Genomic DNA, 25,141 nt, shown 5'->3' with positions numbered 1-25,141 from the left:
GGCTTTTTTGCGGATCAAGGGGGCGCTTCATTGGACGTGGTTCGGGGTGGGCGATAGCATGGCGGATTCGGTGTACGAGGGCCGGCGCCAGGAACTGGCCGGGATCTGTCCGTAATTTTCGATTTCCGGTCCTTCAATGGGTGGGTTTTCCTACCAGCTGGGGACGCTATGATTCACGTGGAAAAGGCCCTGGCCAAGGGCCGTGAGGCCCTGGACGAGGGCCGCCTGGACGAGGCGGAGGCGGAGCTCCGGGGGATCCTGGAGTTCGATGATTACGAGCCCCGGGCCCTGCGCCTGATGGGGAAGGTGGCCAGCCTCAGAGGGCAGCCGCAGCGGGCCGCCGAGTTCCTGGAGAAAGCGCTGGAGGCGCCCGATCCCGATCGCCGTGACACCTCCCAGGGACCGCCACCCACACCTACCCTGGCCGAGCTGTACGCGGGCCAAGGCCATACCGAAGCGGCAGCTGCCGTTTACCGCCAGCTGCTCGCCGAGGCCTCGGAGGATGAGCGGAGTGGGGAATGGCGCCGCAGGCTGGCGGCACTGGATCAGGGGGAGGGCGAGGCCGCGCTAATGGCGGAGGCCGCAACCGAACGGCCTCCTGCGGCGGGCGCGTCGGCCTCGGCCGCTAGCGGGGCCGGTTTGGCAGGACTTGGGATCGATCCCCGGCTGGCCGAAAGGCGCCTGACGGATTTCCTGGACCGTCTTGACGGCAATTACGAGGCCCTCCGCCTACGCCGTTTCCTGGACCGCCTGGAAGAACGAACCAGCCAATGACCCAATTCCTGCCGCCGGGTCCGATTCCGGTCCCGGAGTGGCTGTTGCCGGTTCCACTAGGGGGAAGGTATGGACATTCGCAAGATCCGGCGGCTGATCGAGCTGCTCGAGGGATCGGATGTTACCGAGATCGAGATTTCCGAGGGCGAGGAGAGCGTCCGTGTCAGCCGCGGCCAAGCGCAGCCGCCGCCCCCGCCGTCCGCTGCGCCGCCACCTGCTCCCCCGCCCCAGGTGTCTTCCGCCCAGGCCCCTGCCGCGGCGGCCCCTGCCCAGCCTGAAGTCCCTGAGGAAACCGGCCTCTATCAGGAGGCGCCCATGGTGGGCACCTTCTATCGCGCGCCGACTCCGGAGTCCGATCCCTATGTCCGCGAGGGGGACCACGTGAACGTCGGTGACACCCTCTGCGTGATCGAGGCCATGAAGCTTTTCAATGAGATCGAGGCGGAGCACGCCGGCCGCATCGAAAAGATCCTGGTGGAGAACGCCCAGCCCGTCGAGTTCGGCGAGCCGCTCTTTTTGATCGACCCCGAGGGGTAGGCCGTTGATAGGCTTGCCCGGGTCTCGGCGCCTCCTGCGCCGGAGGCCTTGGCCGTTGCATTTACCGCATAGAGGATTAGGGGGTGTTTGTGCTTTCCACGGTCGTTATTACCCATTGCGTTTGCCCTGGCCACCCCGGCCGGAGTCGAGGCGAAATGCGGCAAGCAACGGCCCGACGGGCGGGGTAAGCCATGTTCGACAAGGTTTTGATCGCCAATCGCGGCGAAGTTGCGCTGCGCATCATGCGGGCCTGCAAGGACCTCGGCATCAAGACTGTGGCCGTGCATTCCCAGGCCGATCGGGACGCCAAGTACGTTAAGCTTGCTGACGAGTCGGTTTGCATCGGCCCCGGGCCGGCGAGCCATAGTTACCTCCACGTCCCCGCCATCATGAGCGCGGCCGAGGTCACCGACGCCGAGGCCATCCATCCCGGCTACGGCTTCCTGTCGGAAAATGCCGACTTCGCCGAGATCGTGGATTCCTCCGGGCTTACCTTTATCGGCCCCTCCCCCGACCTGATCCGGACCATGGGCGACAAGGTGGCCGCCAAGCGCACCATGAAGGAGGCCGGCGTGCCGTGTGTCCCAGGCTCCGACGGCCCCATCCCGGACGACGACGACGAGGTCCGCCGGCTCGCCCGGGAGGTGGGCTATCCGGTCATGATCAAGGCGTCCGGCGGCGGGGGCGGCAAGGGCATGCGGGTGGTCCACACCGAGGCCAGCCTCCTCAACGCCGTGGCCATGACCAAGGCCGAAGCTGGCAAGGCCTTCGGCAACGACACCCTCTACCTGGAGAAGTACCTGGGCCAGCCCCGTCACGTCGAATTCCAGGTCCTCGCTGATCGCCACGGCAACGCCATTCATCTGGGTGAGCGCGATTGCTCGGTCCAGCGTCGCCATCAAAAGCTGGTGGAAGAGGCACCGGCCCCGGGGATCACCCCCGAGCTGCGCCGGGAGCTGGGCGAACGCTGCGCCGAGGCCGCCCGCAAGATCGGCTACACCGGTTTGGGCACCTACGAATTCCTGTACGAAGACGGCGATTTCTTCTTCATCGAGATGAACACCCGCCTGCAGGTTGAGCATCCGGTCACCGAGGCCGTTACCGGGTTGGATCTGGTGGCTGAGCAACTCCGGGTGGCCGCCGGCGAGCCCCTGCGCTATCGCCAGGAGGACATCGAGCTATCCGGCTGGGCCTTCGAGTGCCGGATCAACGCTGAGGATCCGGAAACATTCAGCCCCTCCCCTGGCCGCATCGATCATCTGCACTTGCCGGGAGGGCCCGGGGTTCGGATCGATTCCCACGCCTACACCAGCTATGTCATCCCGCCGTTCTACGACAGCCTCCTGGGCAAGCTGGTGGTCGACGGCGAGTCCCGGGATGTGGCCTTCGCCCGGCTGTCTCGGGCGCTGGAGGAATTCATCGTGGGCGACGTCAAGACCACCATCCCCCTGCATAAGCGCCTGCTGCGGGACGGCCGGTTCCAGAACGGAGGCGTGGACATCCACTTCCTCGAGCGCTTCCTGGGGGAGGAATGACCGCCAATTCGTTCACTCGTCCGGGCCAAGGCATAAGCCCATGACCGAGGTCCGGGATCCGGACTGGATAGAAGCCCGCCTTCTTGCGGTGCGGGAGCAGGTGGACGCCGTGGAGGAGGCGCTGCTTGCTGCCGCGGCCTCGGTGGTGACCGTAACCGGTGTCGACGACGAGCCCAATTTCCAGCCGGGCCGGGTCTGGGGCCAGAACCTGGTTTCCGGACTGTTCGCCGCCGATGCCGTTCCCGGGGATCTAGAGGAGCGTCTGGCGGCCGCCCTGAGCACCCGCCTACCGCTGGAATGGGTGCCAGTCGAGGGCCTGGACTGGGCCCATGCGTGGAAGGCTCATTTCCATGCCTTTCCTGCCGGTCAGCGCCTGTGGGTGCGCCCCAGCTGGGTGGAGGCCACCAAGCCCGAGGGGAGGGTGGAGCTGGTTCTCGACCCCGGAATGGCCTTTGGCACCGGCCAGCACGGCACTACCCGCCTGTGCCTGGAGTGGCTGGACGCCTGCATCGACCCCGCCCAAGCACCCGAGGTCCTGGATTACGGCTGCGGCAGCGGTATCCTGGCCATCGCTGCGGCCAAGCTGGGGGCGTCGCGGGTGCTTGCCGTGGACAATGAGGCCCAGGCTTTGGAAGCCACGCGCGCCAACGCAGCCGCCAACGGGGTTGAAGATAACATCGAGGTGGCCTTTGTGCCCGGCGGCTTGGCGGGCCGTGGCCCCTTCCCTCGGGTGGTGGCCAATATCCTTTCCCAGACGCTTATTGAGCTCGCCGACGACATTAACGCTCAGCTGGCCCCGGGTGGCGAGTTAGCCTTGTCCGGTATCCTGAAGGGGCATGCCGACCGGGTCCGGGAGGCCTTCCCCGCGATCCATTGGACAGGCCAAGTCGATGATGGCGAATGGGTCCGCCTCGACGGAACCCGGGAAGGGGGCTAGGCGACGGTGCAGGTTCAATGCCCCAACTGTGGCACCCGTTTCCGCGTGGATCCCGAGCAGCTCCGACCGGAGGGTACCCGGGCACGTTGTTCCCATTGCGGCCACCGTTTCCTGGTATTTCCTGAGGAGGCTCCGCAAAGCCTCTTGCTATCAGGGCAGGAGCCCGGTGGTGGGGATGCGCAAGGCGCCTCCGTGGTCCCCAGTGAGCAACAACCGCTACATGCCCTCGGAGCCGGTGAGCCGTCACCTTCCGGGCCGGCTGCCGAAAAGGGTGGGGGCGAGGGCCGTACCAGCCGTTCTTCGGGCCGGCGGGGATCGGGCCGTGGTCGTCGGGCGAGCTCTTTCCTGCTGGGGCTGCTGGTATTGCTCCTGGTTGCGGGTTTGGCCCTGGAGCTGGGCTATGCTTTCCGGACCCAGCTGCTGGCCCAGCCCTGGGTGCGTGCCACGACCCAGAAAGGCCTGGAGGTCGCCGGAGTGGATTGGAAGCTGCCCGTGGCCCTGAGCCGGTACCGGGTGGAAGGGGTGCAAGCCCGCTTGGTGACCCTGGCCTCGGGCCGGCGGGTGACTCTGATGGAAGGTCTTCTGATCAATTCCGCCTCCTTCGCTCAGCCCTCGCCTAGGTTGGAGCTGCGGGCCGATACCCCCGGCAGCGGGGTCCGCTATCGCCGTATCAAGGCGCCCGGTGAGCCTTTTGCGGTTACCGGTGACATGGACGCCGAACAGCTGCGGCGGCGGTGGGAGGGGGCCCGGGCAGCCTTTCCCCAAAGGCTGGGACCGGGTCAGAGTGAGCCCTTTGTGGTGGTCCTGGCCGATGTTCCACCCGGAAGCCGGCGTTTCCGGGTGGAGCTTGCCCGCTAGCCGGGCCGCGTTGATTGGCCGGGCGTGGCCGGCATAGAATAGAGGGTTTGCCGCAATCCCCATGGGAGCAGGAAGTGGGGGCCGGTGCCGTGGGCCTGCGACCCTTCACTGGGATGCCCCATGTTCTGCCCCATGACCGGGCCCGAGCGCCGATGGCCTGCACGTGGAGCGGCCCATCCGCCGGATCTGGGAGCGGGGTCCCACGGTTCCCTAGATGATTATTAGCCGCTCTAGGCTGACGGGAGAGGGGCAGGCTGTTGCCAAGGCGCGCCTACCGGGGCGGGCTTCCTTCCGTGGCGGTCGAGACTGTCGGGGATGATCCGGGCCTGCCAGCGAAAGCCGCCACCGCCTTCCCGGTATCTGGGCGGTTACTGCCCAGCAGTTGGGGGGGCGCCGCGGACGCGCCGCCTCGGCGCCCCTTTAATGGGCGAAACGGGGCCGCGGTGGGCGCTTTCCGCGCCCCCGCGTAAATCTTTAGATGGGCGAAACGGGGCCGCGGTCCGGGGTTTCTTTTTCCACCAGCGCAAGGATGTGGCCTGACGTGGCAAGCTCCAACTCCCAGCAAGACCGCGACTATCCGGGTCTCAAGGCCAGTATCGACGAGGCCCTGGACGAATATTTCGCCAGTCTGGAAGGGGAGCGCCCCTGCGGGCGCCTCTACTACGTGGTCCAGGCGGAGGTGGAACAGGCGTTGCTCGAGCGGATCCTGACCGAAACCGGTGGCAATCAGCGTCGCGCGGCCGAGCTGCTGGGCCTGAACCGCAACACTCTGCGCAAGAAGCTGGAGGAGCACCGCATCCGGACCCGGGGCTAGCCGGGCGGAGCGGGAGGGCCAACCATGGACGCCGTCCGCTTGACCGTGGAACCCGAAGGCGAGGTGGTGGAGGTGCCCCGAGGCACCTCCCTGTTTCATGCCGCCCGCGAGCTGGGCATCAACATAACCAGCGACTGCGGCGGTCACGGTGAGTGCGGCAAGTGCTTCGTGCGATTGCGCTCGGAGCCTAATGAGCCAACCGCCGTCGATCGCCGCATGCTGGCGAAGGATCGGTTGGACATGGGGACACGCTTGTCCTGCCGGTACCTCTTGCAAACGGACACGGTGGTCTACATCCCGCCGGGCAAGCGGCGGCAGAATCGCTACGCCTGAGCCGCCGACAGCCGCGGTAACCGGTAAAGCGGCATGATCAGAGGCTGGCTGGCACCATCCAGCCTCTTTCGGTTGGTTGTCGCCGGTCAAGCGAGAGTCGGAATATGCGGGCGGCCCCTGCTGCCCGCCCACAAAGGCAGGACACGATGGCAAAGATTCAGCGGGCCCTGGTCAGCGTATCGGACAAAAGTGGTTTGGAGGAACTCGGTCGGGCCCTGCACACCGAGTTCGGTGTGGAGATCCTCTCCACGGGGGGAACGGCGCGCTTGCTGCGCGAGCACGGCACCCCTGTGACCGAGGTCGCCGACTACACCGGCTCGGCGGAGCTGTTCGACGGCCGGGTTAAGACCCTCCACCCGCGTATCCACGGCGGCTTGCTGGCCCAGCCCAGCGATCCGGATCACCGCCGCCAGATGGACGAGCATGACGTTCCGCCCATCGACCTAGTGGTCGCCAACCTCTACCCCTTCGAGGAGGTAATCGCCGACCCTCAGGCCTCTCTGGACGAGGCCGTGGCGAACATCGATATCGGCGGCCCCACCATGCTGAGGGCCGCGGCCAAGAACCACGCCCATGTTACCGTGTTGGTGGACAGCGACGACTACATGCCTGTGCTTAAGGAGATGCGCTCCTCCGGGGGAGCCGTGGGCGAGGCCACCCGCTTCGCCCTGGCCCGCAAGGCCTTCGAGCACACCGCCCGTTACGACGGTGCCATCGCCGGCTATCTGGGCCGGTTCCGGGACGACGGCGGCAAGGAGGGATTCCCGGCGACCCTTAACCTGTCCTTCGAGAAGGCCGCCGCCATGCGCTACGGGGAGAATCCCCAACAGCGCGGCGCCTTCTACCGCGAGCCTCAGGCTGCCGGGGCCAGCGTCGCCACCGCCAGCCAGCTTCAAGGCAAGGAGCTGTCCTTTAACAATGTCGCGGATCTGGACGCCGCCCTGGAGGCGGTGAAGGAGTTCCGCGAGACCGCCTGCGTCATCGTCAAGCACGCCAACCCGTGCGGCGTGGCGGAGGCCGGCGATCCCCTAAACGCCTATCGGCGGGCGTTCGCCTGCGACCCGACCTCCGCCTTCGGCGGCCTGATCGCCTTCAACCGCCGGGTGGACGGTGCCACCGCCCGCGGCATCATCGAACAGCAGTTCGTGGAAGGGGTTATCGCCCCCGCCTATGACGAGGAGGCGCTTGAGGCCTTTGCCGCCAAGGCCAACGTCCGCGTCCTCCAGACCCCCGATCTGACGCTTCCCGAGGCCAGCCGTTACGACTACAAGCGGGTCAATGGCGGGTTGCTGGTTCAGGATCGCGATAACCAGCTTTGCCAGGACAATGAGCTGCGCGCCGTCACCCAGCGTGAGCCCAGCGAAGCCGAATGGGGCGAGCTGATGTTCGCCTGGCGGGTGGTCAAGCACGTCAAGTCCAACGCCATCGTCTACACTAAGGACCGGGCCACCGTGGGAATCGGTGCCGGTCAGATGAGCCGGGTGGACAGCTCCCGAATCGCCGCAACCAAGGCCCAAATCCCGCTGGCTGGATCCGTGATGGCCTCCGACGCCTTTTTCCCCTTCCGGGACGGCCTAGATGCGGCCGTGGAGGTGGGCTGCACCGCCGTAATCCAGCCGGGGGGCTCCATTCGCGACAACGAGGTCATCGAGGCCGCGGACGAGCACGGGCTGGCCATGGTGCTCACCGGCATGCGGCATTTCCGGCACTAGACAGGGTGAAGCGTGAGGGGTGATGGCGACGCCCCAAGCATTATCCGCAGATGACGCCGATGGCCACAGATGCTAGGGCAGTATCAGCTCGGCTAGACTGCCACCCGCTTGGCAGGATGCTTATCCAGCTTTCCCCGATTTAATTTCTCAGTTATTGCGTTAATCGGCCTCATCTGCGGATCGCGCTGTCCTCCCCGGTTTAAGCTGTTACGCCTCATCCCTTACACAGGAGAGCCAGATGCACATCCTGGTAGTTGGCGGCGGCGGCCGCGAGCATGCCCTGGCCTGGAAGCTGGCGGGGAGCCCCCGGGTGGACCGGGTAATATGCGCCCCGGGCAATGCCGGAACGGAGGCTGAGCCGGGGGTGGTCAACGCCGATGTCGGCTCTGACGACTTGGACGGTTTGGTGGCCCTGGCCCGGCGGGAGGCGGTGGAGCTTACCGTGGTCGGGCCCGAGGACCCGCTGGTAGAGGGCGTTGTCGACCGTTTCGATGCCGCCGGCCTGCGGTGCTTCGGCCCCACCGCGGCGGCCGCTCGCCTGGAGGGCTCCAAGGGCTTTGCCAAGGATTTCATGGCCCGGCACGGGATCCCCACCGCCGCCTATGACACCTTCGCCGACGCCGAGGCGGCTGCCGATTTTGCCGCAGGTTTGGGCGGATCGGTGGCGGTGAAGGCCGATGGTCTAGCCGCCGGTAAGGGTGTGGTTCTGGCCGATACCACGGAGGAGGCCCGCGCCGCCATTACCGACATCCTGGGCGGGGCTCTCGGGGCCGCTGGGGAGCGGGTGGTGGTGGAGGAACGCCTGGCCGGTGAGGAGGCCTCCTTTTTGTGCCTAGTGGACGGCGAGCACATCCTGCCCTTGGCCAGCTCCCAGGACCACAAGCCCCTGGGCGAGGGCGACACCGGCCCCAACACCGGGGGCATGGGGGCCTATTCCCCGGCACCGGTGGTTACAGGCGGGGTCTATCACAGGATCATGGAGGAGATCGTTCGTCCGGTGGTGGCCGGCATGGCCGCAGAGGGCCATCCCTACACAGGCGTCCTCTATGCCGGGGTGATGATCGGCGATGGCCGGCCGCGGGTCCTGGAGTTCAACTGCCGGTTCGGCGACCCTGAATGCCAGCCATTGCTCATGCGTCTGGAATCGGACCTTCTGGACCTGGTGGAAGGAGGCCCGTCGGGTGATCTGAGCCGGTTGGAGGCCGCGTGGGATCCTCGGGCTGCGTTGTGCGTGGTGCAGGTGGCCGAAGGCTATCCCGGCAAATACGAAAAAGGGCATACCATCGAGGGCCTGGAGGGCGTCCCGGAGGGCGATCAGCTCAAGGTGTTCCACGGGGGAACCCAACGGCAGGCTGGGCGGATGGTAACCAGCGGGGGCCGGGTTTTGGGCATCACCGCTTTGGGCACCGACGTGGCGGACGCCCGGCGGCGAGCGCTGGAGACCGCTGACCGCATCACTTGGCCCGGCGTTTACTACCGCCGCGATATCGGCTTCCGGGCCCTGGACCGGGGCTGATCGCCTCCGGGAGCTTCCCTTGGGCCCTGCCATCCCCTTACGCATTCCCATCGACGAGGCCGGTGACCAGCTCCGACAAGGGGCGGTGCTGGCCTATCCCACCGAGAGCTGCTTCGGGCTGGGCTGCGATCCGGCCAACGACGAGGCGCTGGAACGGGTGCTGATGGCCAAGGAACGGGCGGAAGCCAAGGGCCTGATCCTGATCGGCGGTGCCTGGGAGCACCTGAGGCCCTACACGGGGGAATTATCCGAAGCCGCCCGGGCCCGCCTGGCGGTCCTCTGGCCCGGGCCCGTGACCTTCCTGGTGCCGCCTTCGGAGCGTGTCCCTGCACGGGTTCAGGGCGCCCACCCAAAGGTAGCCTTGCGCCTGACTGCCCATCCTCATGCGGCCCGATTGTGTCACGCCTTCGGCGGGGCCTTGGTGTCCACCAGCGCTAACCGCGAGGGCTGTCCGGCGCCGCGAACCGCGGAGGAGGTGGCCGCCGAGCTCGGTAATCGCATCGACGGCTGCGTCAATGGCCGGGTAGGCATGCGAGTACGGCCCTCGGCTATAGTCGATGCCGAGACGGGCCACCGGTTCCGGTAAAAATGGTCGCGGTCCGGAACTCCAGCCGGAAGAAAAACTCGAACAAAGTGAGACGGCAAACCGTCTCCGGCCCTGCCCCGCCCGTCAGGGCCGTTTCTTGGTGCCGCCCCTTCCCCTGGGGCGGGTGGAGCCCCGGTTTTCCCCCTTTTCCGGGGCTCTTTTTTGTCTATTCCCGGGAAATCAGGCGCCAACCGCCAAGAAGGCGGTACCAAGCTCGCTTAGGCCCGGTGCCTGGATGGGGCCACAGGCCAAGGGACGAGCTGGCGAAACGTTACCCGCGGCGCGTGCCAAGCTCAAGTGGCCTTGCAGTCTATCGGGTTCCCGGTTCGCCTTCCGCGGGCTCCTCCAGTCCGAGCCATGCCACCAGCTGATCGCGGGCTTCGGCCACCCCCGCTCCCTTGGTGGCGGAGAACAGCTGGGCCCTCATATCGGGGAAGCGGCTGGCCAGCTCCGCCTTTACGAAATCCCGGGTCCGGCGCGCTTCGTTGGCCTTGAGCTTGTCGGCTTTGGTGAGCAGCACGAGCAGCGGAAGGTTAAAATGGTCCGCCCATTCCAGCATTTGCTGGTCGAATTCCTGCATCGGGCGGCGGGCGTCCATGATCAAAACCAGCCCTACCAGAGATTTACGGTCCAGTAGGTAGGTCTCAATCAGGCGCCCCCACTGCTCCTTTACCGCGTGGGGCACTTTGGCATAGCCGTAACCGGGCAAGTCCACCAGGCGTCGATCCGCATTCCCAAGGGCATAGAAGATGATCTGCTGGGTGCGGCCGGGCGTATTGCTGGTTCGGGCCAGCTTGTTGCGATTAAGCAGGGCGTTGATGGCGCTCGATTTGCCGACATTGGAGCGCCCGGCGAAGGCGACCTCCCGGCCGCCCACCGGCAATTGGTCGGGACGGCCGGCGGCGATCAGGAATTGCGCTTGATGCAGGCGGGGATGCATGGGGTGATTGACCTATCTATAAGAGTGTTCTTATACTAGAAATTGGTTGTAACCGGAAACAAATCGGAGTAAGGGCACCGGGTCGGCCCCACGACCAAGGGCCCCCCCTGGTCCCTTTGGCCATGAGGCGGAGTCTGGGGAACGATTCTACCTTTCATCGGCCCCAGGCTGGTGCCACTTGCTTCCCAACCGGAGGAATAAGCATGAACAAGTCTCTGATCGCCCTAAGCGCCAGTATGCTCCTGGGGCTGGGTATGGGCAGCGCCAACGCCGCCGAAGGTAAGGCTGCCGCCCAGGAGCTGGGCTGCACCGCCTGCCACGCCGCCCAGAACAAGCTCGTCGGACCTTCCTACCAGGCCGTTTCCGAGCGGTACGGTGGAGACAAGGCCGAGATCCTGTCCATCATCAAGGACAACGTGAAAAACGGTGCCTCCGGCAACTGGACTGACGTGACCGGTGGTACCCCCATGCCGCCGCAGCCCAACGCGGTGGGCAAGACCGACAAGCTCAACGCCATTGCCGATTGGGTCGCCGGGATGGCCGAGTAAGCATTGATCGGGGGGAATCCCCCTCTAGGCTAGTGAAGCCGGAACGGTTGCAAGCCGTTCTGGCTTCGCTTTTGTTGGCGGTTTTCCCCGTTTATTGGTTCCTACAGGAAGGAGACGGTCATGCGGACACTCCATTGGGCACTGGCCCTAGCCGCCTCAATGGCCCTGACCCCCGCCGCCGTGGCCGCCGAGTCCGAGCAAGCGGACGGCGTCCAGGGGGATCCGGAGGCCGGCAAGGAGCTGGTCATGCAGGGCAAGCCCGACAACCCCCAGGTCTTGGCCTGCAAGACATGCCATGGTAAGGACGGCAAGGGCAACGCCATGGCCAACTTCCCGCGATTGGCGGGCCAGGATCCGGCCTACCAGGTGAAGCAGCTGAAGAACTTTGCCGCAGGGGAGCGGGAAAACTACCCCCAGATGAACAACATCGCTGGAGGCATGTCCGAGCAGGAAATGCACGATGTGGCCGCCTACTACGCCCGGAAGGATGTCAGTGTAGTAGGAGGTTCCGATGCCTCCCAGGACGTCCTAGCCAAGGGTGAGCGGATCGCCAAGGTCGGGGTGAGCGAGAGCAATGTCCCCGCCTGCACCTCATGTCACGGTCCCAAAGGGAAGGGCGTCCCGCCGGTTTTCCCGCAGATCGGCGGCCAGCATGCCGGTTATATCGAGAAGCAGCTCAATGACTGGAAGGGTGGCAACCGGGCCAACGATCCCGCGCAGATGATGACCGAGATCGCGCCCAAGCTCTCCGACGACCAAATCGCGGCGGCGGCTGCCTACTTCAGCAATGCGGAGAGTGGCGGCAGCGACTAAACGCTGGAGGCCGCCGGCCCACTACCTGGCGCTCCAAGGCAGAGAGCCCCGTGCCCGCGGGGCTATTTACCGTTCGGACCCCGAGCTTGCCGTCGAGTGGGTGCCCCTTCCCATGAAGCTTCAGGGGACGGAAGGCTGGAGAGGCCGGGTCTAGCTGGGGCCATAAACTTGGTTCCTTTCCCCCTGAGCCGCTTCGGAAGGCTCGGGCCAACGTGCAGTTGCTCGCAAAAAGGCCCGCCTTGGGGGCGGGCCTTTTTGCGTGAGGTCAACCGCCTGGGTTAGGGCACTTGGCTGTCAATGGTGATGTCGATCTGGCGACCGTCCTCCACGGGAACAGTGTCGGAGAGGCCCTGAAGATCCCCGCTGGAAGCCATCGGCCGCCCGCTCTTGGACACCCGGGCGCCCACCACAATCCGCTCCTGCTGGGACAGGGTGCGCTGAGGCGTCATTGCCTGGGCGTCGGAGAGAGTGACCGTTACCGGCAGGTCCGCGACCTTCTTGCGCACCGCGGCCACCGGCATGGGAGGGCCCTGGGGGCTGCGGGCGAAGATGAAAACGGTTTGATCGGGCTCGGCCTGCGCCTTCAGATTGCCGGACAGGGATACCGCCACCGTGAGTGCGGGGCCAGCCCCCGGTTCCTGCTGGGGCCGGTCAATGGTTACCTCAGAAGCGCTGATTCCTTCCGCTTGGGCAATGTAGCCCCTGATCATCTGCGCGCTCTGGCTATCGGCGGGCAACTGCCGGGCCAAGCGCCGCCAATATTGCACCGCCTGGTCCCGGTCGTCGTTGGCCATGGCCCCGGAACCGGCGAGCCAAAGAGCCAGCTGATTCTCCGGATCCTGTTCCAGGGCCTTTTCGGCCAGATCCCGGGCCCGGTCAGTGATCTGGCGATCGTTGGACAGGGCCACGGCCTCGGCGTAGCCGGCTAGTAGCTGGGCTTGGTCGCCCATGAAATCCCGGGCCCGGTCATAGGCCTCTACCGCTTCCCCGTATTGGTCCTGTTCCCTGAGAGATTGGCCGAGGAGGAACCAGGCCTCCCCCGTACGAGGATTGTTGTCCAGGTACCGTTTGAGAGCGGGTATGCGCTGGGCCGTCGGCAGCTGGACGAACTGCTGGATTTGCTGCTCGGGCATGCGGGTGGCCGGAGGCTGCGCCACCAGATCCGGTCGGCCCAGACTGAGGTAGAGGACCACGGTGATCACGGGGACCCCCAGACCCACCATCGCCAGGGACCACCGGCCCCTACCGGGATGCCGTACCGGTTCGTCCCGGCCGCGCTCAGCGGGGATCTCCTGCGCGAACTCCTGTTCCAGCTCCTCCTTGGCGGCCTCGTACTGCCCCGGGGAAAGTTTACCCCGGTCGCGATCGGCCTGAAGCTCGTTGAGGCGATCGCGGAACACGGCGACGTTGGTGGCCATGTGATTGGACCCTGGCATGCGGACCCGACCCAACAAGGCCGGCACCACAGCAGCCACGGCGGCCACGATCAGGGCGGCCACGACGATCCAGAAGACGATCATTCGCGCTTATCCTCGTCGGATTCGTTTTCCAGGAGCTCGCTAACCCGCGCCCGTTCCGCTTCGGACAGCGGCTGGGTCAAGGCCTGCTGCCGGCGGCGCACCACCACAACCAGCACGCCAAAGCCAATGGCCAGCAACAGGAACGGTCCCAGCCACAGGAGGTAGGTGCTGGGCTCGAAGGGCGGGCGGTAGAGAACGAAATCGCCGTAGCGGTCCACCAAGTAGTCCACGATGGCCTCATTGGTCTTGCCTTTTTCGGCCATTTGGACATAGACCTCGTCGCGAAGGTCCTGGGCCAAATCGGCGTCGGAGTCCGACAGGGACTGGTTCTGGCAGACCAGGCACCGCAGCTTGCCGAGCAGGGCCCAGTAACGCTCTTGCTGTTGCGGAGAGTCGAACTCCCGCATGCTTTCCGGATCCCCGCCATCGACAGCGCCCGCCGCTGCGGAAGCAAAAAGGGCGGCCAACAGGGGTAGCCATAGGCCGCGACTGGTCATGACGACTTCCTCAGTTTGGCCACCAGGGGCAAGATCTCGCTACGTAGTTGTTGGCGGGTAATGGGGCCCACGAACTTCCGGCGCACGATGCCCTCAGCATCCACCACGAAGGTTTCCGGCACTCCGGTGACGCCGAGGTCAATGCCTACCTTGCCCTGCGGATCGAAAGCGCTTAGGGCATAGGGGTCGCCTCGCCGCCGTAACCATTCACGGGCCTTCGGCCGCTCGTCCTTGTAATCCAGGCCGACAATGGTCAATTCGGTTTGGCGGGAAGCCTCCATCAGGACGGGGTGCTCCTGGCGGCAGGCCCGGCACCAGGAGGCCCAGACATTTAGAAGGTAAACTTGGCCTTCCAGGTCAGCGGGGCTGATCGTGTCTTTTGGATCATCCACCCGCGCCACCTCGAAATCGGGTAGGGGCTTACCGATCAGTGGCGATGGCACCCGCTCGGGATCCATGGTCAGGCCCACCCCCAGCAAGGCCACGATGGCCACGAAGACGGTCAGCGGTATCCACAGCCTGGCCTGCATTAGGCGCCTTCCGCCGGGGCCGGGGCCTCGCCGGCGGGGGCTTCGGCCTTGCGCCGGCGGGTAACCCGGTAGCGGCGGTCGCTAAGCGCAACCAGGCCGCCACCGACCATAAACAGGGCTCCCAGCCAGATCCAGCGAACGAAGGGCTTGTGGTAGAGGCGGATGCTCCAGGCGCCCTCCTCACCACTCTGGGGTTGGCCCAGGGAGGCGTACAGGTCGCGGGTCAGCCCGGCGTCAATACCCGCCTCGGTCATGGGCTTGCCCCCCGACATGTAATTGCGCTTCTCGGGCTGAAGGGTCGCTACTTGCTGACCGTCATGGCTGACCTTGAAAGTCCCGGTGGCCGCGTCGTAGTTGGGCCCCCTTACCCGATCCACGCCCTCGAAGCGGAAGGTGTAACCGGCCAACTCTTTGGTGTCGCCCGGAGCCATGCGCAGGCGCTCTTCGACGTTGAAGGCGGTGGTCATGGTGATGCCCACCACCGTGACCGCCAGCCCCACGTGGGCCAGCACCATGCCATAGGCACCCGCGGGTAGTCGGCCCAGGCCGGCGGCTACCGAGCGCTTGGTGGAAAGTTGGGTCCATAGCGACTGGACGCTGGTGATCAGCACCCATACCGCCAGGATCAGGCCCAGGGCCACCATGGCCGTCTTCGCCGCGAAGGTGTCACTCGCCAGCATTATGGCGCCTCCGCCGCCGATCACTACCGCCCCAGCCAGGGCCAGCCGGAGGTGGCGCCAAAGCCTGCCCAGGGAGTCCTGCTTCCAGCGCGCCAGGTTGCCCACGCCCAGAAGGAGCATGAGGACGCTCATGATGGGGACGAACACGGTGTTGAAGTAGGGCGGGCCCACCGACAGCTTGCCCCCGCCCATGGCGTCGATTACCAGGGGATACAGGGTGCCCAGAAGGATGGTGGCCATGGCTACCATAAGCAGGACATTGTTGGCCAGCAGCAGGGTCTCCCGGGAGACCTTGCTGAAAGTGGACCCGCCCAGGGTGCTCGGCCCGCGCAGGGCGTACAGCAGCAGCGAGCCGCCCACCACCACGCCCAGGAAGGTCAAAATGTAAACCCCGCGGGCAGGGTCGGTGGCGAAGGCGTGAACGGAGGTGAGCACCCCCGACCGCACCAGGAAGGTGCCCAGCAGGGACAGGGAGAAGGCGGTGATGGCCAGCAGCACCGTCCAGGATTTGAACAGGCCGCGCTTCTCGGTTACCGCCAGCGAGTGGATCAGGGCGGTGGCCACAAGCCAAGGCATGAAAGAGGCGTTCTCCACCGGGTCCCAGAACCACCAGCCGCCCCAGCCGAGCTCGTAGTAGGCCCACCACGACCCCAAAGCGACGCCGGCGGTGAGAAACATCCAAGCCACGGTCACCCAGGGCCGGGACCAGCGGGCCCAGGCGGGATCCAGCCGGCCGCCCAGCAGGGCAGCGATGGCGAAGCCAAAGGCCACCGCCATGCCCACATAGCCCATGTAGAGCATGGGCGGATGGATGATCATGCCGATGTCCTGGAGCAGGGGGTTGAGATCGGTCCCCTGGGCGGGAACCGGTGACAGCCGTTCGAAGGGGTTGGAGGTGAGCAGCATGAACAGCAGGAAGCCGATGCTCACCAGGCCCATCACGCCCAGCACCCGGGCGGCGAACTCCGCCGGCAGGGTGCGGCTGAACACCGCCACCGCCAGGGTCCACAGGGCCAGCACGAAGCTCCACAGCAGCATGGAGCCCTCGTGGCCGCCCCAGACGGCGGTAAGCCTGTAATAGATGGGCAGGGCGGTATTGGAGTTGTTGGCCACGAACGCCACCGAGAAGTCGCTGACCGCGAAAGCGTAGGCCAGGATGACGAAGGCCAGGGCAACGAAGCCGAACTGGGCCATGGCCGCCGGCCGGGCCACCGCCATCCAGGGGGCGATGCCTTTATGGGCCCCAGCCAGGGGAAAGGCGCCCTGAATGAGGGCCACGCACAGCGCGAGGGCGAGGGCAACGGTGCCGAGCTCGGGGATCATGGGTTAGTTCCCTTCGGGCCGGGCCATGGAGTGAGGTGGCTTGCCCCCGGCCTTTTCCAGGGACTCGGCCACCTCCGGTGGCATGTAGTTCTCGTCGTGCTTGGCCAGAACCTTTTCGGCCACGAAAACGCCGTCGCCGTTGAGCTTGCCGTTGGCAACGATGCCCTGACCTTCCTTGAACAGGTCGGGCAAGACGCCATCGTAGACGATGGCCACGTCGTCCTTCGTATCCGTGACCGTGAACCGTACCTTCAGATCCTCCTCGCTGCGGGCGACGCTGCCCTCCTTGACCAGACCGCCGACGCGGAAGGTGCGGTCCACCGGTGCCTTGCCCGCGGCCACCTCGGTGGGGCTATGGTAGAGGATGAGGTTCTCCTGAAAGGCAGTCAGAAACAGGGCAGTAGCGCCACCTACGCCCAGCAGGACGAGAGCGACCAGGGAAAGCCGTTTCTTCCGGCGTGGCGTCATGCACTTCTCCTCGTGCGCCGGTGCTCGCGGGCCAGCCGCCGAAGCATGCGGCGCTCGCGCCAGCGGGGGATGACCAGATTGATGAGCAGGACCAGCAGGGCCAAGCCGTATGAGGACCACACGAAGGCGTAGTAGCCGTCCATGTAGAAAAATTCCTGCGGTGTCATTCCCTTAGTGCTCCCGTTGCCGTGCCAGTTCCCGAACCCAGCTGCTGTTGGACTCGGCATCGATGATCTCGCAGCGGGCCCGCATCAGCGCCACGGTGACGTAGTACAGGGTGAACGCCACGGCCATCACCAGCAGCGGGGCAAGCATGCTCAGGCTGATGGAGGGGGTGTCCAGCTTGGACACCGTGGGCCCCTGGTGCAGGGTCGACCACCACTCCACCGAGTAGTGGATGATGGGGATGTTGACCACGCCCACCAGGGCCAGAATCGCCCCCGCCCGCGCCGCCGTGCGCCGGTCCTCGATGGCGTTCTGCAAAGCGATGAAGCCCAGGTAGAGGAACAGCAAGATCAGCTCGGAGGTCAGCCGGGCGTCCCAGACCCAATAGGTACCCCACATGGGCTTGCCCCACAGCGAGCCGGTAACCAAGGCCAAAAAGGTAAACCAGGCTCCCAGGGGGGCGGAGGCCCGCATGATCGCTTCGGTCACTTTCATGCGCCAGATCAGAACGATGGCCCCACTCACCGCCATGATCATGTAGACGAACATGGAGAGCCAAGCGGCGGGGACGTGAACGAAGATGATGCGATAGGAATCGCCCTGCTCGTAGTCGGTGGGCGCTACCACCAGGCCCCAGTACAGGCCGACTACCAGCAGAACCGCGGTGATCCCGCCAAGCCATGGAGTCAGCCGCTGCGCCAGGCGATAGAAGATCTTGGGGCTGCCGAGCTTATGGAACCACAGGAACATGGGTCACCCCAGGCTGATGCGAAGGGAGGCGGCGGTGGCCAGTGGTGCCAGGGTCACCGATAGCACCAACAGCGCCGCCAGGAAATACAGCTGACCGGCTACCGGGAACCCCGCGGCGGCGTTGTCCACGGCCCCCGCGGCGAAGATCAGCACGGGCACGTACAGCGGCAGTACCAGCAAAGTCAGAAGTAGCCCGCCCCGGCGTAGGCCCACCGTCAGGGCGACACCGATGGCTCCCACCATGGACAGCACCGGTGTCCCCAAGGCCAAAGTGCCCAAAAGTACTGGCAGGGCCTGCCCGGGCAGGTGAAGGAACAGCGCCAGCAGCGGCGCGATCACGATCAGCGGCAGTCCGGTGGTCAGCCAGTGGGCAAGGATCTTGGCCAGCACCAGCACCGATGGCGGGTGCGGCGACAGCAGCAGCTGCTCCAGCGAACCGTCCTCGAAATCGGAGCGGAACATGCCGTCCATGGCCAGGGTAGCCGCCAGCAGGGCGGCCACCCAAAGTATGCCCGGGGCCACCTGGGTCAGGGTCTCCTGCTCCGGGCCCAGGGCCATGGGAAACAGGGACACTACCACCAAAAAGAACACCAGGGGGTTGGCCATCTCGCTGCGGTGGCGCAGGGCCAGGGTCAGATCACGCTTGAGGATGGCGAGAAAGGCGTGGCCCATCAGCCGGGCTCGTCCACCGGCGCTGGCTCCGGCCCCAAATGGATGCGGGTCTTGGCGGCGTCGCCGACGTCCACCGGCTGGTGGGTGGTGATCAGGGCCATGCCGCCGCTGGCGCAATGGTCCTCCAGCAGGCCCTCCATAAGCCGCTTGCCGGCACGGTCAAGGGCGGTGAATGGTTCGTCCAGGATCCACAGCCGGGTGGGCTGTAACAGCAGTCGGGCCAGGGCCACCCGCCGGGCCTGCCCGGCGGAGAGCTCGCGCACCGGACTGTCCTCGAAGCCGGCCAAGCCCACCGCTTCCAGGGCGTCGTCGGGATGGCAGGCGGGGGCCCCGGTGGCCAGGGCGCTGGCTACCCGCAGGTTCTCGAAGGCGGTCAGGTCGGCCTTCACGCCAGGGGTATGACCGATGTAGGTGAGCTGGCTGAGGTACTCGGGTCGGTTTTCTTCCAGGTCCCTGCCGTTCCAGCGCACTTGGCCGGCATCGGCCAGGGCGAACAGACACAGGATGCGCAGCAGGGATGTCTTGCCGCTGCCGTTGGCGCCCTCGATCTGCAGTAGCTCACCGCCGTCCAGCCGGAAGGAGAAGCCCTCGAACAGGGTGCGGTCGCGGCGAACGCAGGCCAGATCCAGCGCCTCGAGCACCGCCTTCTCGTCGGCCGACCAGGGCCGCGCCATGCACCCGGGGGTCGCCGTCTGGCGCGCGGCCTGGTCCGCTTGGCGATGGGGGGTGGTTGTCATGGGTCGCCTGGTCAAGGGGTTCGGGCGGGCAAGGATCGTACCACGCGCCGGGGGAACCGTCAGGGCCGGAGACAAACCGCGCTCAGCCCATGCCCTTGAGCACCCTGCGCGCCGCCTCCAGGGTACGGTCGATGTCGTCGTCGGAATGGGCCCGCGACACAAAGCCCGCCTCGAAGGGCGACGGCGCCAGATAGATGCCTTGCTCCAGCATGCCGTGGAAGAAGTGGGCGAAACGATTGGCGTCGGCGTCCGCCACGTCCTGGAAGGTGCGCACTGGCCGGTCGGAGAAGAAAATCCCGAACATGGCACCGATATGGTTCTCGAAGATGGGGAAACCGAATTCGGCTCCGGTATCGGCAAGCCCAGTGGCCAGGTCGGCCGTCTTCTCGGCGAGCTCGCCAAACAAATGGTTGGAAAGGGCCTGGAGGGTTGCGATGCCGGCCGCCATGGCCACGGGGTTCCCGGCCAGAGTGCCCGCCTGATAGACCGGCCCCTCCGGTGACAGGTGGCTCATGATCGCGTCCCGGCCGCCGAAGGCGCCCACCGGCATGCCGCCGCCGATGACCTTGCCCAGGCAGGTGAGGTCGGCGTGCACCTGGTAGTGGGCCTGGGCGCCGCCGAGCGACACCCGGAAGCCGGTCATGACCTCGTCGAAGATGAGCACGGCGCCGTGGGTGTCGCACACCTCCCGCAGGGTCTGGAGGAACTCGGGATCCGGCGGGATGCAGCCCATGTTGCCGGCCACTGGCTCGACAATAACCGCGGCCACTTCGCGGCCCACGTCCTCAAACAGGGCCCGCACCCCCTCGCTGTCGTTGTAGTCCAGGGTGTGGGTGTGCTGGGCGAGGTCATTGGGCACGCCGGGGCTGGTGGGGACGCCCAGGGAAAGGGCCCCAGAACCGGCCTTCACCAGCAGGCTGTCCACGTGGCCGTGGTAGCAGCCCTGAAACTTCACCACCTTGTCCCGGTTGGTGTAGCCCCGGGCCAGGCGCAGGGCGCTCATGGTGGCCTCGGTGCCGGAGTTGCACATGCGCACACGGTCGATCGAGGGCACATTGTCTACCACCAACCGGGCGAGCTCGGTTTCCAGCTCAGTGGGGGTGCCGAAGCTGGTGCCCTTGGTCACGGTCTCCTGGATGGCCGAGACCACCTCGGGCGGGGCGTGGCCCAGGATCAGCGGGCCCCAGGAGCAGACGTAGTCGATGTACTCGGCGCCGTCGGCGTCCCACATGCGCGAGCCCTCGCCGCGCTCCATGAACAGCGGTGTCCCGCCCACCGGCTTGAACGCCCGCACCGACGAGTTGACCCCGCCGGGGATGTATTTCTGCGCCTCCGCGAAAAGCTCTTTCGAGCGCTTGCCCATGGCCGCGTGCCCCTCACCTATGGAAATCGGGAAACCGAATTAAGCTAAAACCAGGGTGGTCGGCTGTCAACGTGGCTAACAAGTGGCCATCGATTGGCCAGAATGGACCATAGGATTGGCTATTTTCCCTAGATAGGCAAACCTGTTAATCATCCCATACACTTAGCTTGACCTCTGGCCAGTTTTCGGCCGTTTTCGGCATCCGGAGGCCCATGGAGGGTGGCCATGGCTGAAGGCGCGACCGAGAAGCAGAGAGTCGCTGATGACGACGAACCCCTGAAGATTTCCGTTCCCCTGGAGCGGGACCTGTTCCTTCGCCGGCTCTTGCGGGAGCTGACGGGCTCGCTGGAGGAGGTGGTTGGGCTTGAGGAGGCTTCCGGCTTCATCAGCCTGGTGGACCAGCATATCGCCGAATGGCTGGAGCCGGCCTATCGCGAGGCCTACAGGGTGGAGGTCATGGACGCTGGTCAAGTAGCAAGGGCCTTGGTGGACCTGAAGGCTCGAATCCAGGGGGATTTCTACATCGAGGAATGCACTCCCGAACGGATTGTCCTGGGCAACCGAGCCTGCCCCTTCGGCGAGCAGGTGCTGGGCCGGACCTCCCACTGCCTGATGACCTCCACCGTGTTCGGCACCATAACGGCGGAAAATACGGGCTACGCCAAGGTGAGCCTGGAGGATACCATCGCCAGGGGTAGCTCCGGTTGTCGGGTTGTGACCTTCCTCCAGGAAACGCCGGACGCGGGTGCGGCACCGGGGATCGAGTACTTTAGCGATTGATTCCTCTCCCCCTTCGCGGGGCGCCCACGCGGCTTCGGTCGGCAAAGGAGGTCCCGCTTTGCCGGAATATAGCCACTTCCAGAAGCTGGCCGACGGCCTGCCCGAGCCCCTGATGCTGGTTTCCCAGGAAGGGTACGTCGAGACCGTCAACCGGGCCGCTGCCGCCCATCTCGGCCAATCCGCCGACGCCCTTGCTTATCGGCCCCTTACCGAGCTCATCGCCAATCCCCCCGACCAGATCCATGACTATCTGCGCCGTTGGGCGCGGACGCGCAATCCGCTGCCGGCGACCCTGCGCTTTAAGGAGACCGCAAAAGAGCTTCGCGGCTGGCGGTGCCAGGGGTTCCGATTCGGCGGGGTCGCCGAAAGGGGCTGGGCTCGGGTGGTCATCCGCTGAATTCCAGGCCAGACCACCGCCACCGAGTTCGTCGCCCTGAACTGCGAGATGCAGCCCCAAAAACGGGTTCTGCGCCAGCTTAAGGCCAGCCGTGAGGAGCTGGCCTACGCCCACGAAAAAGCCCTGGTTACCCTATATAGCATCGGCGATGCCGTGATCACCACCGACGAGCAGGGCCGCATCGAGCACCTCAATCCCATCGCCGAGCAGCTGACCGAGTGGACCCGGGAGCAGGCCCGCGGCCTGCCTTCTCGCCGAGGTCTTCCGGATCGTCAATGAGTACAGCCGCGAGATGGCGCCGGATCCTGTGGCTCGCTCGCTGCGGGAGGGCCACATCGTTGGATTGGGCAATCACACGGCGTTGCTTTCGAAATCCGGAAGAGAATACGTCATCGAGGACTCGGCCGCCTCCATCCGGTTGGGTAACAGCCCCGCCTATGGAGCCGTCCTGGTCTTCCGCGACGTCACCGGCGAGCGGCTGGCCCGTCAAAAGCTGGAATATTTGGGCCACAACGACAACTTGACCGGCCTGCACAACCGCCATTTCTTCGAGCAGGAGCTGGAGCGGGTGGTCCACCGGGCTAACCGCGGCGGCGGACCCTTTGCCATGGTTTATCTGGACCTTGACCAGTTTAAACTGGTCAACGACACCGCGGGCCACGGCGCGGGCGATGAGCTGCTGGTGCAGATCGGCGGCATCCTGGCCCGACGAGTCCGTAGAGAGGATGTGCTGGCTCGGTTGGGGGGTGACGAATTCGGTGTGCTGGTGTATGACGTCGGCCAGGCTGGGGCCATGAGGGTGGCCGAGGACCTGCTGAAGGGCCTCCAGGACTTCCGCTTTCACGGAGAGGAGCGGACCTATGATGTGGGCGGGAGTGCGGGCGTGGCCCTAATTGATGAGCACACCGGCTCGGCCGCCGAGGTTATGCGCAACGCCGACATCGCCTGCTACCTCGCCAAGCGGGAGAAGCCGGGTTGCTGCCACCTGTTCTCGGCAGAGGACGAGTCGGCCATTGCCACCGTGGGGGAAATGCGGCTGGTGAACGAAATCACCGAGGCGCTGGAAGCAAACCGCTTCTCCTTCAATTACCAGCCCATCGTCCGTGCTACCGACGGCGGCGTCGTTCATTACGAGATCATGCTCCGCTTGCTCGACCGCCATGGGGACCCGGTTCCGCCGGCTGAATTCATAGCCGCCGCCGAGCGGTACGGCCTGATGGTCCAGGTGGATAGGTGGGGCATCGATCATGCTCTGGCCGAGCTGGGCGGGTGGCTCCAGGGAGGCTGGGACCTAACCCTTACCATTAACCTTTCCGGGACCTCCATCGGCGACCCCGACATCCTGACCCGTATCCAGGAGGCCCTCCAGGCCCACCGGATCCCGGAAGGTCGGGTAATCTTCGAGGTGACCGAAACCGCAGCGGTCGCTCGTATCGAAAAGGCCGGGGCCTTCATGCGCCAGCTTCGCCATAGCGGTTGCCGGTTCGCCCTCGACGATTTCGGCACGGGCTTTAGCTCATTCGACTACCTGAAGTACCTACCGGTGGATTATCTGAAGATCGACGGGACCTTCATCGGCGACTTGGCGACGGACCCGGTGGATAAGGCCATGGTGGCATCGATCAGTCAGATCGCCGAGTCCCTGGGAATGCAGACCGTTGCCGAGTTTGTGGAATCCCCGGAGGTCTTTGCGCTGCTGGAGAGCTATGAGGTGGATCTGGCTCAGGGATTCCACATCAGCCGGCCGATTCCAAGCCTGGGTAATTCCCCGCTCTGAGCCCGGTTACCAGCCCAGTCGCATCAGGTTGTTCAGCCGCCGGGCCGCCTCGGTGATGTCCTCGGCGTCCAGGAGACCGCTGGCTACGGCGGCGGCATCGGCCCCGGCAAGGGCCAGCGGCCCGGCGTTGTCAGGGGTGATGCCGCCGATCACCGCAATGGGCAGATGGATCCGGGACCGGGCCCGCTTGAGCAAAGTTAAGGGCGCCCGAGGCGCGCCGGGCTTGGTGGGCGAGGGATAGAAGCTGCCAAAGGCCACGTAGTCGGCACCGGCACGATCGGCGGCGAAGGCGCGCTCCAGCTCGTTGTAGCAGGAGACGCCGATCAGGGCCTCCTTGCCCAGAACGATGCGTGCATGGCTAACGCTGATATCGTCCCGGCCCAGGTGGACGCCGTCGGCCCCGGCGTCGCGCGCCAGCTCGATGTCGTCGTTGGCGATGAGCCGTGCGTCATAACGGTGGCACAGCGCCGCAAGGGATTGGGCCTCTGCCAGGCGTCGGTCGTGGTCGTCCGATTTGTCCCGGTACTGGACCACGGGCACGCCACCATCCAGGGCTGAGCGGACGGCCGGCTCGAGCTCGTCGCCGGCCAGGCGGGTGCGGTCAGCGATGAGATAGGCGCCGCGAACGGGCGATAGGCGGTGATCGATGGCCTCGGCTTCAGCGGTCATAGGCGTCAGGCCTCCCAGCCGCGCCAGTTGAACATCCTGTTGGGCACGGCCTGGCCCCGGCCCGGGGTGTAGGCGGCCTGCAGGGCCCGGAAGTTGAAGTCGATACCGGTGCGCACGGCATCGATGGCGTACCGCCCGTCGGCCAGGGCGCAGGCGATGGCGGTGGAAAGGGTGCAGCCGGAGCCGTGGTAGCCGCGGTCGGGCAGCCGGGGATGGGATAAGCTGGCCTCCTCCTGCCCGAAGCTGAATAGGCGGTCGGTGACGATCTCCGCCTCGGCCTCGCGATGACCGCCCTTGAGTAGCACGTAGTGGGCGCCCTCGCGTAGCAGCTCGTCGGCCATGGCCTCGGGCACGGTCTCGCCGCCCGCGAGCTCCCGGGCCTCGGCTTCATTGGGCGTGAGGACGGTGGCGCGGGGGAACAGGGTGCCGTGCAGGGCGCGCCGCAGGTCGGCCTGGGCCAGGCTGCCGCCGCCCTCGGCGGCAAGGACCGGGTCCACCACCGCGGGTACGTCGGGATGGTCGGCAAGGACGTCGGCCACGGCATGGGCAGCCCCGGCGCTGCCCAGCATGCCCACCTTGATCGCCGAGACGGGGATATCGGCGAGCACCGTGCCGGCTTGCTCGGCGAGCTGCTCCGGGTCCGCTAGCCGAAAGCCGTAGACATCGCGGGTGTCCTGGACGGTGAGGGCGGTTATAGCGGCCGCGCCGTGGCAGCCGAAGGCGGCGATGGTGGCCAGGTCCGCCTGGATGCCGGCCCCGCCGCTGGGGTCGGAGCCGGCGATGGTCAGCACTGTGGGTGGGGCCACGGTGTGCAAGATGTCGGCGCCTTCCGACGCCGGATAGACCAGCGGTTTGCCTTCTTCGGCCATGAGGACTACCTATCGGTCGAGTGGGGGTGAGGAGTAAGGCC

The 25,141-nt window shown here is 66.0% G+C and carries 29 protein-coding genes and 1 pseudogene; 17 read left to right on the top strand and 13 right to left on the bottom strand.

Translation table 11 applies throughout. The annotated features are described in order from the left end of the window. Positions 1–168 precede the first annotated feature (168 nt). The 11 genes and pseudogenes from V5A19_RS06960 (at position 169) to V5A19_RS06915 (ending at position 9,602) form a co-directional block, all read left to right on the top strand. The gene (locus V5A19_RS06960; protein WP_332317490.1) at positions 169–774 is read left to right on the top strand and encodes a tetratricopeptide repeat protein; all 606 of its coding nucleotides are present in this window, start codon (positions 169–171) and stop codon (positions 772–774) included. A gap of 69 nt (positions 775–843) precedes the next feature. Beyond that, the gene (accB, locus tag V5A19_RS06955; RefSeq protein ID WP_332317491.1) at positions 844–1,311 is read left to right on the top strand and encodes an acetyl-CoA carboxylase biotin carboxyl carrier protein; all 468 of its coding nucleotides are present in this window, start codon (positions 844–846) and stop codon (positions 1,309–1,311) included. A 191-nt stretch (positions 1,312–1,502) separates the two neighbouring features. Continuing rightward, the gene (accC, locus tag V5A19_RS06950; RefSeq protein WP_332317492.1) at positions 1,503–2,846 is read left to right on the top strand and encodes an acetyl-CoA carboxylase biotin carboxylase subunit; all 1,344 of its coding nucleotides are present in this window, start codon (positions 1,503–1,505) and stop codon (positions 2,844–2,846) included. Positions 2,847–2,886: 40 nt separating this feature from the next. Next, a complete protein-coding gene (prmA, locus tag V5A19_RS06945) occupies positions 2,887–3,783 on the top strand; it encodes a 50S ribosomal protein L11 methyltransferase (RefSeq protein ID WP_332317493.1) in 897 nt (298 codons plus the stop codon). A 6-nt stretch (positions 3,784–3,789) separates the two neighbouring features. Next, positions 3,790–3,888: pseudogene (locus V5A19_RS14335) on the top strand (zinc-ribbon domain-containing protein); the annotation flags it as partial. 258 nt (positions 3,889–4,146) lie between these two features. Beyond that, positions 4,147–4,641: a DUF3426 domain-containing protein gene (locus V5A19_RS06940; RefSeq protein ID WP_332317494.1), complete on the top strand. Its 495-nt coding sequence runs from the start codon at positions 4,147–4,149 to the stop codon at positions 4,639–4,641. A gap of 541 nt (positions 4,642–5,182) precedes the next feature. Further along, on the top strand, positions 5,183–5,455 hold the full coding sequence (locus V5A19_RS06935) for a helix-turn-helix domain-containing protein (protein WP_332317495.1): 273 nt from the start codon (positions 5,183–5,185) through the stop codon (positions 5,453–5,455). Between the two features lie 24 nt (positions 5,456–5,479). Beyond that, on the top strand, positions 5,480–5,788 hold the full coding sequence (locus tag V5A19_RS06930; RefSeq protein WP_332317496.1) for a 2Fe-2S iron-sulfur cluster-binding protein: 309 nt from the start codon (positions 5,480–5,482) through the stop codon (positions 5,786–5,788). 146 nt (positions 5,789–5,934) lie between these two features. Beyond that, on the top strand, positions 5,935–7,500 hold the full coding sequence (gene purH, locus V5A19_RS06925; protein ID WP_332317497.1) for a bifunctional phosphoribosylaminoimidazolecarboxamide formyltransferase/IMP cyclohydrolase: 1,566 nt from the start codon (positions 5,935–5,937) through the stop codon (positions 7,498–7,500). 238 nt (positions 7,501–7,738) lie between these two features. After that, on the top strand, positions 7,739–9,016 hold the full coding sequence (purD, locus tag V5A19_RS06920) for a phosphoribosylamine--glycine ligase (RefSeq protein WP_332317498.1): 1,278 nt from the start codon (positions 7,739–7,741) through the stop codon (positions 9,014–9,016). A 19-nt stretch (positions 9,017–9,035) separates the two neighbouring features. Next, positions 9,036–9,602 carry an L-threonylcarbamoyladenylate synthase gene (locus tag V5A19_RS06915; protein WP_332317499.1) on the top strand — a complete coding sequence of 189 codons (567 nt, stop codon included), beginning with the start codon at positions 9,036–9,038 and terminating at the stop codon, positions 9,600–9,602. A 310-nt stretch (positions 9,603–9,912) separates the two neighbouring features. Here the strand turns inward: V5A19_RS06915 and yihA are convergent, their stop codons facing one another. After that, positions 9,913–10,542: a ribosome biogenesis GTP-binding protein YihA/YsxC gene (gene yihA, locus V5A19_RS06910; protein WP_332317500.1), complete on the bottom strand. Its 630-nt coding sequence runs from the start codon at positions 10,540–10,542 to the stop codon at positions 9,913–9,915. A gap of 203 nt (positions 10,543–10,745) precedes the next feature. Between yihA and V5A19_RS06905 the strand changes: the two genes are divergently transcribed. Together V5A19_RS06905 and V5A19_RS06900 are read left to right on the top strand one after the other, a co-directional pair. Further along, a complete protein-coding gene (locus V5A19_RS06905) occupies positions 10,746–11,090 on the top strand; it encodes a c-type cytochrome (RefSeq protein ID WP_332317501.1) in 345 nt (114 codons plus the stop codon). A gap of 120 nt (positions 11,091–11,210) precedes the next feature. After that, positions 11,211–11,903 carry a c-type cytochrome gene (locus V5A19_RS06900; protein WP_332317502.1) on the top strand — a complete coding sequence of 231 codons (693 nt, stop codon included), beginning with the start codon at positions 11,211–11,213 and terminating at the stop codon, positions 11,901–11,903. A gap of 278 nt (positions 11,904–12,181) precedes the next feature. Here V5A19_RS06900 and ccmI read toward each other — a convergent pair whose 3' ends face one another. The 10 genes from ccmI to hemL all read right to left on the bottom strand — a co-directional run bounded on the left by ccmI (position 12,182) and on the right by hemL (position 20,608). Beyond that, positions 12,182–13,423, bottom strand: a complete 1,242-nt coding sequence (gene ccmI / locus V5A19_RS06895) for a c-type cytochrome biogenesis protein CcmI (RefSeq protein ID WP_332317503.1) — start codon at positions 13,421–13,423, stop codon at positions 12,182–12,184. Continuing rightward, positions 13,420–13,920, bottom strand: coding sequence for a cytochrome c-type biogenesis protein (locus tag V5A19_RS06890; RefSeq protein ID WP_332317504.1), 501 nt, complete (start codon positions 13,918–13,920; stop codon positions 13,420–13,422). Before V5A19_RS06890 ends, ccmI begins: the two co-directional genes overlap by 4 nt. After that, the gene (locus tag V5A19_RS06885; protein ID WP_332317505.1) at positions 13,917–14,450 is read right to left on the bottom strand and encodes a DsbE family thiol:disulfide interchange protein; all 534 of its coding nucleotides are present in this window, start codon (positions 14,448–14,450) and stop codon (positions 13,917–13,919) included. The genes V5A19_RS06890 and V5A19_RS06885 overlap by 4 nt, the downstream gene beginning before the upstream one ends. Beyond that, positions 14,450–16,453: a heme lyase CcmF/NrfE family subunit gene (locus tag V5A19_RS06880; RefSeq protein WP_332317506.1), complete on the bottom strand. Its 2,004-nt coding sequence runs from the start codon at positions 16,451–16,453 to the stop codon at positions 14,450–14,452. The genes V5A19_RS06885 and V5A19_RS06880 overlap by 1 nt, the downstream gene beginning before the upstream one ends. A gap of 3 nt (positions 16,454–16,456) precedes the next feature. Further along, the gene (ccmE, locus tag V5A19_RS06875; protein ID WP_332317507.1) at positions 16,457–16,921 is read right to left on the bottom strand and encodes a cytochrome c maturation protein CcmE; all 465 of its coding nucleotides are present in this window, start codon (positions 16,919–16,921) and stop codon (positions 16,457–16,459) included. After that, positions 16,918–17,088 carry a heme exporter protein CcmD gene (gene ccmD, locus V5A19_RS06870; RefSeq protein WP_332317508.1) on the bottom strand — a complete coding sequence of 57 codons (171 nt, stop codon included), beginning with the start codon at positions 17,086–17,088 and terminating at the stop codon, positions 16,918–16,920. The genes ccmE and ccmD overlap by 4 nt, the downstream gene beginning before the upstream one ends. A 4-nt stretch (positions 17,089–17,092) precedes the next feature. Continuing rightward, entirely contained in the window at positions 17,093–17,836 is a 744-nt protein-coding gene (locus V5A19_RS06865; protein ID WP_332317509.1) for a heme ABC transporter permease, read from the bottom strand. A 3-nt stretch (positions 17,837–17,839) separates the two neighbouring features. Beyond that, positions 17,840–18,508 carry a heme exporter protein CcmB gene (gene ccmB, locus V5A19_RS06860; RefSeq protein ID WP_332317510.1) on the bottom strand — a complete coding sequence of 223 codons (669 nt, stop codon included), beginning with the start codon at positions 18,506–18,508 and terminating at the stop codon, positions 17,840–17,842. Then, on the bottom strand, positions 18,508–19,245 hold the full coding sequence (gene ccmA / locus V5A19_RS06855) for a cytochrome c biogenesis heme-transporting ATPase CcmA (RefSeq protein WP_332317511.1): 738 nt from the start codon (positions 19,243–19,245) through the stop codon (positions 18,508–18,510). The genes ccmB and ccmA overlap by 1 nt, the downstream gene beginning before the upstream one ends. A gap of 82 nt (positions 19,246–19,327) precedes the next feature. Further along, positions 19,328–20,608, bottom strand: coding sequence for a glutamate-1-semialdehyde 2,1-aminomutase (gene hemL / locus V5A19_RS06850; RefSeq protein WP_332317512.1), 1,281 nt, complete (start codon positions 20,606–20,608; stop codon positions 19,328–19,330). 225 nt (positions 20,609–20,833) lie between these two features. Between hemL and V5A19_RS06845 the strand changes: the two genes are divergently transcribed. The 4 genes from V5A19_RS06845 to V5A19_RS06830 are packed head-to-tail and all read left to right on the top strand — an operon-like array spanning position 20,834 to position 23,562. Next, positions 20,834–21,388 (top strand): methanogen output domain 1-containing protein, encoded by a 555-nt coding sequence (locus V5A19_RS06845; protein ID WP_332317513.1) that lies wholly within the window; start codon positions 20,834–20,836, stop codon positions 21,386–21,388. Positions 21,389–21,446: 58 nt separating this feature from the next. Beyond that, complete coding sequence (locus tag V5A19_RS06840) at positions 21,447–21,785, top strand: PAS domain-containing protein (RefSeq protein WP_332317514.1); 339 nt, start codon at positions 21,447–21,449, stop codon at positions 21,783–21,785. 48 nt (positions 21,786–21,833) lie between these two features. Beyond that, a complete protein-coding gene (locus V5A19_RS06835) occupies positions 21,834–22,064 on the top strand; it encodes a PAS domain-containing protein (RefSeq protein ID WP_332317515.1) in 231 nt (76 codons plus the stop codon). A 13-nt stretch (positions 22,065–22,077) separates the two neighbouring features. Beyond that, positions 22,078–23,562, top strand: coding sequence for a putative bifunctional diguanylate cyclase/phosphodiesterase (locus V5A19_RS06830; RefSeq protein ID WP_332317516.1), 1,485 nt, complete (start codon positions 22,078–22,080; stop codon positions 23,560–23,562). Positions 23,563–23,568: 6 nt separating this feature from the next. On the opposite strand, the gene thiE is transcribed toward V5A19_RS06830, so the two are convergent. Continuing rightward, positions 23,569–24,231: a thiamine phosphate synthase gene (gene thiE / locus V5A19_RS06825; protein WP_332317517.1), complete on the bottom strand. Its 663-nt coding sequence runs from the start codon at positions 24,229–24,231 to the stop codon at positions 23,569–23,571. 5 nt (positions 24,232–24,236) lie between these two features. After that, positions 24,237–25,100 (bottom strand): bifunctional hydroxymethylpyrimidine kinase/phosphomethylpyrimidine kinase, encoded by an 864-nt coding sequence (gene thiD, locus V5A19_RS06820; RefSeq protein ID WP_332317518.1) that lies wholly within the window; start codon positions 25,098–25,100, stop codon positions 24,237–24,239. Between the last annotated feature and the right edge of the window lie 41 nt (positions 25,101–25,141).

The sequence above is a fragment of the Thiohalorhabdus sp. genome, assembly GCF_036628635.1.
In the GTDB taxonomy this organism is placed as follows: domain Bacteria; phylum Pseudomonadota; class Gammaproteobacteria; order Thiohalorhabdales; family Thiohalorhabdaceae; genus Thiohalorhabdus.
Note: the sequence above shows the minus strand (reverse complement) of the source record. Positions and strands in the feature narration are given on the sequence as shown.